General features: G+C 72.0%; 2 protein-coding genes. One reads left to right on the forward strand and one right to left on the reverse strand.

Annotated elements, in window-relative coordinates:
- Window positions 1–28: 28 nt before the first annotated feature.
- A complete protein-coding gene (locus E1265_RS35760; protein ID WP_243741348.1) occupies window positions 29–1,342 on the reverse strand; it encodes a M14 family metallopeptidase in 1,314 nt (437 codons plus the stop codon).
- 224 nt (window positions 1,343–1,566) lie between these two features.
- Between E1265_RS35760 and E1265_RS35765 the strand changes: the two genes are divergently transcribed.
- Window positions 1,567–2,082: aldehyde dehydrogenase family protein (locus tag E1265_RS35765; protein ID WP_132935106.1), on the forward strand; the 516-nt coding region annotated here is incomplete at its 3' end.

Here is a 2,082-nt window from a genome sequence, read left to right on the forward strand (position 1 = left end):
GGGCAAAACCGCGCCCACCCGCGGGGCGTCAGGCGCAGTACGTGGACTCCCGGCCGGTGATCCGGTAGGGGCAGTCCGCGTAGTCGAGGAGGAGCAGCACGGCCTCCCGGTTGCGCGCCGTCTCACGGTCGATCACGCTGCCCGGCGGGTAGAAGCCGCCGCCCGACGCGGTCCTCGGGTACATCTCGAACGTGAACGAGAAGATCCCCTGGTTGGCCCACATCCAGTCGTTGATCGAACCGTCCGTGATGTACAGGTCGCTCGACTGCTGCGGCGTGTAGCCGTTGGTGGCGGCCATCGCCGTGCCCAGCGCGCGGAACGCCGCGGCGTCGTCGGCCGTCAGCCCGCCGGCGGTGTCCGCGTTGGTGTAGCCGTAGGGCCACAGCACCAGCTCGCTGTAGGTGTGGAAGTCGATGTGCGCCGTGATCTGCTGCTCGCCGCCGACCACCCGGCCGCGGACGAAGTTCGCGACCACCCGGGTCTCGGGCGCCGACTCGGCCGACGGGCCGCGGTAGGTCTCGCTGCCGGTGCTGCCTGAGGAGCCGCCGCAGCAGCCCCACTGGTAGTTCCAGTTGCGGTTGAGGTCGGTGCCCACGTTGGTCGACCCGGCGTTCGGCTGCCGGTTCTTGCGCCAGCTGCGGAAGCTGCCGGTGGACTCCTGGTCGTAGACCTTGCCGTCCGGGTTGACCAGCGGGATCAGCCAGACCTCACGGGTGTCGAGCAGCTCGGTGATCTCCGGGTCGGTCCCGTACTGCGACGTCAGCTCGCCCAGCGTGTAGAGCGCCATCTCCACGGTCAGGTGCTCGCGCGCGTGCTGGGCGTGGGTGAACAACACCTCGGGCTCGTCCTCGTCGACGCCCGCGTTGGCGCTGACCTTGACCGCGATGATGTCCCGGCCCTGGTGGGAGGTGCCGATCACCCGGCTGGAGACCAGGTCCGGGTACTGGTCCTCGGCCTGGTCGACGACCGTCCGCACGTCCGCGTAGGTGTGGTAGTCCGAGGGCGCGGCGGCCTGGAAGTCGCTGCGCTCGGCGGCCGTGCCCGGCAGCGCGGTCAGCTCGTAGCCGAGGTCGCGCAGCCGGGTGGCGTCCGCGGCGTCGGCGGTGATCACGACGGACGACTCGCGTACCTCGTCGATCGGGGTGCCGGTCCTGGCCAGTTCGGTGCGCTCGGCCTGGGTGCTCAGGTCGGCGACCTCGTACTGCTGGACCGGGACGGTGTCCTTCGGGGCCTCGCCCGGCGCGGGGGCCGCGCTGGCCTGCGTGCCGATGGTGATGGCCAGGGCGAGGGACACGATGGCGGCCGCGGCGGTGGTCCGCCTGCCTCGTCTGGGAAGTCGCAACACATCTCCTGATTGGTGTAGGTGCGACGAGTGGGGTGGGGCCATGCTGGCGAAACTGGCATGCCCCCGTCAATGGCGCCTTGTCGGGGCCGGCCGCGGGTCACCCCTGACGAAGCGTCGCACCCACCCGCCACACCGCTACGGACCGGACAAGAACTGTTCGGCCCGCCAGCGCCTACGGTGGAAGGAGAGGAGCACGCGATCGACGAGAGGGCGGATCGGCCATGACCACCGCGACATCCCCGCAGGCGTTCTGGCTCGCCGGGCGCCCGGCGACCGGCGACGACACCCTGGAGGTCACCTCGCCCTGGGACGGCAGGACCGTCGGCACGGCGAGCGTACCCACCCCAGAGCAGACGCAGGAGGCGGTCGCCGCGGCCGCGGCCGTGGCCGACGAGTTCGCCGCCACCCCGGCCTATGTGCGCGCCGCCGCGCTCGACCACGTCTGGCGGCGGCTCGGCGAGCGCGGCGAGGAGATCGCCCGGCTGATCAGCGCGGAGAACGGCAAGCCGATGAAGTGGGCCAGGGTCGAGGTGGCCCGCTGCACCTCGGTCTTCCGCTGGGCCGCCGACGAGGCGCGGCGGTTCAACGGCGGCACCGCCCAGCGGCTCGACGCGGACGCCGGCGGCGCCGGCCGGCTCGCCCTCACCCGCCGCATCCCCTACGGTCCGGTGCTCGGCATCGCGCCGTTCAACTTCCCGCTGAACCTCTGCGCCCACAAGGTCGCCCCCGCACTGGCG

It is taken from the genome of Streptomyces sp. 8K308, from assembly GCF_004348315.1.
Classification (GTDB): domain Bacteria; phylum Actinomycetota; class Actinomycetes; order Streptomycetales; family Streptomycetaceae; genus Streptomyces.